The sequence below is a fragment of the Paractinoplanes bogorensis genome, from assembly GCF_018829635.1.
Classification (GTDB): Bacteria; Actinomycetota; Actinomycetes; order Mycobacteriales; family Micromonosporaceae; genus Actinoplanes; species Actinoplanes bogorensis.
The window spans coordinates 178985-186396 of record NZ_JAHKKG010000017.1; the positions used below are offsets into that span (position 1 = coordinate 178985).

Annotated in this window: 7 protein-coding genes; 3 read left to right on the top strand and 4 right to left on the bottom strand. The window is 68.6% G+C overall.

What is annotated here, in order from left to right:
* Positions 1–10: 10 nt before the first annotated feature.
* Positions 11–1144, bottom strand: a complete 1134-nt coding sequence (locus KOI35_RS42125) for a polyprenyl synthetase family protein (protein WP_215795333.1) — start codon at positions 1142–1144, stop codon at positions 11–13.
* A gap of 64 nt (positions 1145–1208) precedes the next feature.
* On the opposite strand from KOI35_RS42125, the gene KOI35_RS42130 reads away from it, so the two are divergent.
* From KOI35_RS42130 to KOI35_RS42140, 3 genes are all read left to right on the top strand, one after another.
* Complete coding sequence (locus KOI35_RS42130) at positions 1209–2096, top strand: phytoene/squalene synthase family protein (protein ID WP_215795334.1); 888 nt, start codon at positions 1209–1211, stop codon at positions 2094–2096.
* Between the two features lies 1 nt (position 2097).
* Positions 2098–3423 carry a cryptochrome/photolyase family protein gene (locus KOI35_RS42135; RefSeq protein WP_215795335.1) on the top strand — a complete coding sequence of 442 codons (1326 nt, stop codon included), beginning with the start codon at positions 2098–2100 and terminating at the stop codon, positions 3421–3423.
* 120 nt (positions 3424–3543) lie between these two features.
* Positions 3544–4026, top strand: coding sequence for a MarR family winged helix-turn-helix transcriptional regulator (locus tag KOI35_RS42140; RefSeq protein ID WP_308121390.1), 483 nt, complete (start codon positions 3544–3546; stop codon positions 4024–4026).
* A gap of 160 nt (positions 4027–4186) precedes the next feature.
* Here the strand turns inward: KOI35_RS42140 and KOI35_RS42145 are convergent, their stop codons facing one another.
* The 3 genes from KOI35_RS42145 to KOI35_RS42155 form a co-directional block, all read right to left on the bottom strand.
* Positions 4187–4912, bottom strand: coding sequence for a GNAT family N-acetyltransferase (locus KOI35_RS42145; protein ID WP_215795336.1), 726 nt, complete (start codon positions 4910–4912; stop codon positions 4187–4189).
* A 53-nt stretch (positions 4913–4965) separates the two neighbouring features.
* Positions 4966–5814 carry a hypothetical protein gene (locus KOI35_RS42150; RefSeq protein ID WP_215795337.1) on the bottom strand — a complete coding sequence of 283 codons (849 nt, stop codon included), beginning with the start codon at positions 5812–5814 and terminating at the stop codon, positions 4966–4968.
* Positions 5815–5910: 96 nt separating this feature from the next.
* Positions 5911–6918: a serine hydrolase domain-containing protein gene (locus tag KOI35_RS42155; protein ID WP_215795338.1), complete on the bottom strand. Its 1008-nt coding sequence runs from the start codon at positions 6916–6918 to the stop codon at positions 5911–5913.
* Positions 6919–7412: the final 494 nt, after the last annotated feature.

The window sequence follows — 7412 nt, forward strand, 5'->3', positions numbered from 1 at the left end:
CGGAGGGACATCATGCCGGGCGGTGGGTCACGCGGACCGCCAGCTCGATCAGGGCCGTACGCGCGTCCTCATGGATCTGGGCCCGGGCCAGCGCGGCGATCCCGTCGGCGACGCGTTCCTCGATCATGCCTTCGAGCCGGGCCGGAGCGCCGGTCTCGGTGATCACCCGGGCCCGCCGCTCCAACTGGGCGGGGGTAGGCCCGCCGGAGCCGTCGGCGGGGTTGACAGCTCCGGCGGGGTCAAGGGCCAGTTCGGCCAGTTGCGCCGGCGTGGCCAGTTTGCGGGCGAGCATGAGAAGAGCAGTGGGTTTTCCCGTACGCAGGTCATCGCTCGCCGGTTTGCCGGTGACGGCCGGGTCGCCGTAGACACCGAGCAGGTCGTCCCGAAGTTGGAACGCCTCGCCGATCGCGAGCCCGTAACCGGAGTAGGCGTCCTCGATCGTGCCGTCGAGCTGGTCGGTGAGGGCGAGCCCGTACTGCAGCGGCCGCTGAACCGTGTAGCTGGCGGTCTTGTGCCGGGCCACGAGCAGGGCCCGTTCGACCGACCATTCGGCGGGCTGGGTCTCGCCGAGCACGTCGAGGTACTGCCCGGCGATCGCTTCGACGCGCATCCGGTCGTAGTAGGCACGGACCGACGGCGGCGTGACCGCGCGGGCGAGCAGCTGGTCGGCCCAGACGAGGCAGAGGTCACCGATCAGGATGGCGGCGGCCGAGCCGAACCGCTCCGAGTCGCCGGCGCGGCGGGCGTGCTCGTGCTGGTTGGCGAAGATCCGATGCGCCGTCGGCCGGCCCCGCCGAGTGTCCGATTCGTCCATCAGGTCGTCGTGCACCAGCGCGAACGTGTGCATCAGCTCGAGCGCGGCGAACGCCGGTAGCACCGGTTCCAGCGGCTCGTCCGGGCCGACGGCACCGCGCCAGCCCCAGTAGGCGAAGACCGGCCGGAGTCGCTTTCCCTTGGCCAGCACCAGATCGCGGGCGGTGCGGGCGAATCGCCCGAGCGCCGGGTCGACCGCGTCGAGCGACGCGATCTGGGTCGTCAGGAAGTCGGCGAGTGTGCCCTGGATCGCATCTATCAGCGCGTGGGGCGACGCGCCCTGACGGGGAATGCCCCGGTGTCGGTTTCCCTCGAGCGTGTCGTTGACCACGGTCGTACCGTACCCTTGTTTTGAAGTTGCGTCGATTCGTGCGTCGATTTTTCCGGAGGAGCCCGTGGACACCGATCTGGCCGCCGCCTACGAGCGCTGTCGCGAGCTGCACAAGCGGCACGGCCGCACGTATTACCTGGCGACCAAGCTGCTGCCGGCCTGGAAGCGGCGGCACGTGCACGCCCTCTATGGGTTCACCAGATATGCCGACGAGATCGTCGATCAAACCTGGGAACTTCCTGGGGACGAGCGGGCGCGACAGCTGACCGAGTGGTCCGACGCGTTCGTGGCCGGGCTGCGCGGTGAGCCGGTCGACGACCCGCTGCTGCCCGCGGTGCTGCACACCATCGCGGTCTTCGATCTCGACGTGGACGACTTCGCGACGTTCCTGCGCTGCATGGCGATGGATCTCACGGTGACCGGCTACCGCACGTACGACGACCTGCTCGACTACATGGAGGGCTCGGCCGCCGTGATCGGCACGATGATGCTGCCGATCCTCGGGTCGGATGATCCGGCCGCCGCCCGCGAGCCCGCCCGTCAGCTCGGCTTCGCGTTCCAGCTGACCAACTTCATCCGCGATGTCGCCGAAGACCTCGAACGCGGCCGCGTCTATCTGCCCGAGTCGCACCTCAGCCGCTTCGGCGTCACCCGCGCCGACCTCGAACGTCAGGTCGCGACGCCGGCGATCAAGGAGCTCATCCGGTACGAGATCGGCGTCGCCCGCGAGCACTACGCCGCCGCCGCTCTCGGCATCGTGATGCTCGAACCCGCATCGCAGGCCTGCATGCGTACGGCGTTCGCCCTCTACGGCGGGATCCTGGGCGAGATCGAGGCCAACGACTACGACGTGTTCGCCCGGCGCGCGACCGTGCCCAACCGGAAACGGGCCGCCGTCGCCGTCCGGAGCCTGCTGACCAGGGCCGGTACGCCGGTCGAAATGGCGGCCTGAGATGAAGACCGCCGTCGTCCTGTTCACCCGCGACCTTCGCGTACGGGACAACCCCGCCCTCGCCGCCGCCTGCGCCAACGCCGACCAGGTGGTGCCACTGTTCGTGCTCGACCCGGCGCTCGGCAAGCTCTCGGCCAACCGCGTCCGCTTCCTGCACCAGGCCCTGGCCGACCTGCGCTCCACCCTGCGCGACAAGGGCGGCGACCTGGTGATCCGGATGGGCGACCCGGTGGCCGAGACCATCGAGCTGGCCCGCTCGGTCAACGCCGAGGGCATCGGCATGGCGGCCGACGTCAGCCTCTATGCCCGCAAGCGCGAGAAGCGACTGACCGAGGAGGCCGAGCGGCACCGGATGGCGCTCAAGCTGTTCCCCGGCCTCACCATCGTCGACCCCGGCACCCTGCGTCCCGGTGGCGGCGGCAACGGCTACAAGGTCTTCTCGCCCTATCACCGCACGTGGCGGGCGGCGAAGTGGCGGGACGAGGTCGCCACTCCCCGCAAGATCACGATGCCGCACGGAGTCGCCGTGGGCCGGCTACCGGCGTTGCCCGAGGGCGAGTCGCCGGACGCGGCCGAGGGCGGCGAGACCGAGGCCCGCCGCCAGCTCGCGACGTGGCTGCGGCACATCGGGCCGTACCCCGACCTGCACGACGACATGGCCGCCGACGGGACCAGCCGGCTCAGCCCGTACCTGCGCTTCGGCTGCCTGTCGCCGTTGGAACTGGCCAACGCCGCGATCAAGCACGAGGCCGAGGAGTACGTGCGTCAGCTGTGCTGGCGCGACTTCTACTACCAGGTCGCGCTGGCGATGCCGCAGCTGTCGACCGAGCCGATCCGGCCGTCCGGCGACACCTCGTGGCGCGACGACAAGTCCGCCCTCGAGCACTGGCAGGACGGGCTGACCGGCGTGCCGATCGTCGACGCGGGCATGCGCCAGCTGCGCGCCGAGGGCTGGATGCACAACCGGGCCCGGCTGATCACGGCGGCGTTCCTGACCAAGCACCTCGGCGTCGACTGGCGGCACGGGGTGGACTGGTTCTTCCGCTGGCTGCTCGACGGCGATGTCCCGAACAATTCGGGCAACTGGCAGTGGGTGGCGGGCACCGGGAACGACACACGCCCGTACCGGAAATTCAATCCAATCCGTCAGGCCCAGCGATTCGACCCCGAGGGCGTGTACGTTCGGCGCTACGTACCCGAACTCAAGGGAGTCGAGGGCGGCGCCGTGCACCAGCCCTGGCGCCTGCCGGACGAGGTGAAGCGCGGCCTCGACTACCCGGGGCCGCTGGAGTCACACCGGGATGAGGCGGTGTGGCTGCGGCCGTGAGCCCCGCCCGGTACGCCCGGGCGGGTCTACGCGGGGTCCGTCGGCCGTTGCGTCCGTCATAACGTCGAGGCCGACGGACTCCGCCCCTTGCTTCGACTTCGAAGCGGTAGCCTTGGTTCTGTGCCCGGACTCGCGCCCCACCAGCTGGGGACCTACTTCGTGCTGGTCGAGTCGATGAACCTGCTGCAGCACGCGGTCGAACAGCAGCTCCGCGCCGACGGCGACCTCAGCGACATCCAGTTCTCGGTGCTGATGCGCCTCTTCGACGCCAACGGCCAACTGACCATGACCGAGCTGGCCGATGGCGCCGTGCACAGCCGCAGCGGCCTGACCTACCAGGCGGGCCAGCTGGAGAAGGCCGGCCTGATCACCCGATCCCCTGATCCGGCGGACGAGCGCTCCACCCTGGTGACCATCACCGACGCCGGTCGCGCCCGGATCGGCCAGGTCCTCCCCGGCCACATCGAGGTGGTCAAGCGCCTGCTGTTCAACCAGCTGTCCGACCATGACGTAGCCGCCCTGGGCGAGATCATGACCCGGGTCCGCGACCACATGCGCACCGAGCCGCCACGCTCAGCCGCCCCCCGCAAACGCCGAGCATGATTTTCCCGTACGTCTGGACGTGGACCCGCCGCACATTGAGCTACCCGGGCGTAAAAGCAGTAGTCCCCTGGTTCGGCGACGGCATCAATCGAGCCGGCCACCCGTGTCGCATCCTCGTGCGGGGAAGCCGAAACAGCGCGTTGCTCGAGTTCGAAGACGGCTACCGAGTAATCACCAGCCGGGGCGGCTTGAGGCGCAGGCTCAGCTGAGCGCCCACCTCGACAAAGCCGAGCGCCCGTGCCACCTGCCGCGACTCGACCGGCCGTGCCCGCCACTGCGGGAACCGTCCCGCGTCGAGAGCGGCCGCAACCGCTGCGCTCGCTACGGCTTTCGCCAGGCCACGCCCGCGTGCCTCGGGTGCGGTCAGCACGCTGAGGTGAGCCGTGCCGAGCGGCCAGTCGCGATAACCGGCCGCAGCCAGCAACTCCGATCCCTGTCGCACGACAAAGGCGGGCGAGGTGATCTCGTCCAGACCAGCTTCCCCAGCCTCGTCGGCCGGCACACGCGCTATCAACGCATTCAGCTCAGCATCGTCCGCCGGAATCGACTCGATGGCACCGGAATCGACCGGCCGAAAGGTGGCAGCGTCGCAATAAGCAAGGGTCGCCGGCCCGAGGACCTCGTCGACCGCTATCCGAGTGCCGACGACGGCCGGATCACTCATCGCCGACACATCCAGGTCCGCGAGAGCACGTTCCATCATCCCGGCGGCCGCACCATCGGGCGCGGTGGCGATAGCGCCATCCCCGACCACCACGATGCCCACCCACCCGGGCGGGCACAGCAGCGACTTCGGAGAAACAACGACCTCGACGGCCGACGCCCGAAAGCCGACCGGTACACCAGCCAGCGAAACCCAAAGCGCCCGCGCCCGTTCAACGATCACCGCCGCATGGTGCCAACCGTAGGCCGACCGCGCGACCGGATTCCCCGTCCTGGTCAGGGGCGTAGCACTCGCCAGGCGCCGTAGCGGTGGATTGCTATGCCGGCGTAGGACGGGGCTGTTCGGGAGGTGGTGTCTACCGTGGACAGCGTTTGCCTCATTGTGCTGGCGCCCTCCTCTGCGAACGTGCAGTAGGAGCAGTCTGGGAGCGGGTCGGTTTCGGCTCCTAGGCGTACACGCTTTTTGGCAGTGGTGCCTCGGGTCAGCCAGTCCTGGCTTACGGCCGTGATGGAGTTCGGGCCGGTGGCGGTGTCTCGGTAGCTCATCACCGTGATGGCGTTTACGCGCTTGAGGACCTCGTCGGCGAAATTGCGGTTGTTGACTTTGTGTTCGCCGTACCAGAAAGGGACATCCGCCTCGATGGGAAGTGGGCTTCCGGCGCGCATGCGATCCAGCAGCGCCAAGTACTTCGCCTTTGTGCCGGTCGGGTCCGTTTGCCAAGCCGGCAGGGTGTAGGGCTCCACGTCCAGGTGGATGGCGCTGAACAAGTTGGTGGCCAGGACGGCGTTGCGCCACGCCAGGGCGTTCTCGGGGTGGAGGGTCCAGTCGGGCTCGCCGCCCAGCGCGGACAGGCGGATGTTCGCCTTCATGGCGCGTCGGTGCAGGTCACGCAGGCGGGGGAGGCTGCCGTCGGTGGCTACCGACCACGGGACGTACGCGAAAATCTCGGTCACCTGGTGGGTGCTGGCCCAAGTGATCACGTCGGTGGGGGCGTAGGCGCCCCACAGCCACATGGCTCGAGTTCCGGGCTGCGCCGCGATTTGTTTTCCAGCGATGCCCGCGGGCGCGGCCGAAGCCGAGACCGCGGGCACCGTCAGTGAGGTGGCCGCGAGAATGACGGACACCAGCCCTGCCCGCCACCGCTTCCTCACAACCGCCTCCTTTGAACCCTCTTTCCGCGAGGGCCAGAATCGGCGACGAGTGACGGCGGATAAGGATTTCTAAGCGGCCAATGCCGCCTCGATCCGGTCGACGACGGCGAAGTCGGTCAAGAGCCGGCTTGCGTACGCGACGGCCAGTCCCCGCGCGGGATCGGCCCAACCCGCGGAACCGCCGAGCCCGCCGTGGCCCCACGTGCCGTCCGGCTCGATCTGCACTCCGAGACCCCAGGTCGTCTCGCCGCCGATGAAGAGATCCGGGCCGATGTACTGCGGTTTGGCGAGCGCCGGCAACGAACCGTCGAGAATCGCGGCGTAGAAGCGGGCGACCCCGGTCGTGGTGGCGTGCAGGTTGACCGCCGGAACGGTCGCCCGGCGCCAGAAGTCGGAGTTGATGACGGCCAGGTCGCGGGCGCCGAGCGGATTTCCGATCGCGCGCGCCTTCAACGACCCCGGTTCGCCGGCATTGCGGTCGGCCCAATCGGGGCGGTCGAACTCGAGCTCGGCGCAGCGCGCGATGTCCTCATCGGACAATGCGTAGCCGAAATCGAACCCGAGTTCCTCGGCGACAAACCTTTCCGCCGTACGGCCGTCGACCCGGCGCACCAACTCCCCGAGCAGATGCCCGTACGTGAGAGCGTGCTCGCCGGCGATCGTGCCCGGTTCCCATTCCGGGGTGGCTGCGGCCAGGTCGCCACAGAGCAGATCCCAGTCGGCGAAAGCGGCAGTCGGACGGCGTACGGGAAAAGACGCCAGCCCTGAGGTGTGGGCGAGCACCTGCCGTACGGAAGCCGGGGTTTGGAAATCCGGCCAGTAGGTGGCCATCGGTGCGTCGAGGTCGATCCGGCCCCGCTCGGCCAGGATCACCACCGCCATGGCGATGACCGGCTTCCCGGTCGAATACACGTTGACGAGGGTGCGGGAGTCCCAGGCGACGGTGCGGGCGGCGTCGCGCCAGCCCTCGACCAGCTCCACCACCGGCTCGCCGTTTCGCAGGATGGTCAACGCCGACCCACCACGCGGATCGGTCGCGAACGCCTCGCCGACAGCCTCAAAACCCGGTGCGATCATGCGCGCAACCTAGCTTCCCGTACGGGTTCAGGTTTGGTCCCGCGTCCTGTGGGCACCTGCTTCATGTCGGGTTGCCACCCGGTTTCCGGCCGGTTCACCTGCGCTGAGCTGGCCTTATGCGAGACACTGGTACCCGATTTGGAGCCCAGGGAACGCGCGTGTAATGTTTTCCGGGCCGGCAGGGAAACGGACGAGGCAGCGGAGAGATCCGCAGCGGCCGTCCTGCCAAATCCTTCGAACTGCGGATCGCAGCGATGCTGCGCGCTTCAGGACGCGGGAGACTAGGACGAAGCGGCATCAACCGGGAGAAACCGGTTGACACGGCCAGGAAGACCTAGTAAAGTTGAGCGAGTGCCCCGGAGCGGTCAGCCGGGTGTGGTTGTTCTTTGAGAACTCAACAGGGTGCTTGATAAGCCAGTGCCAATTAAGTAATACCCCGGCCGGCTTCTCGTTCTTTGGGGCGAGTTAGTTCGGTGGGAGATTCCTTTGGCAGT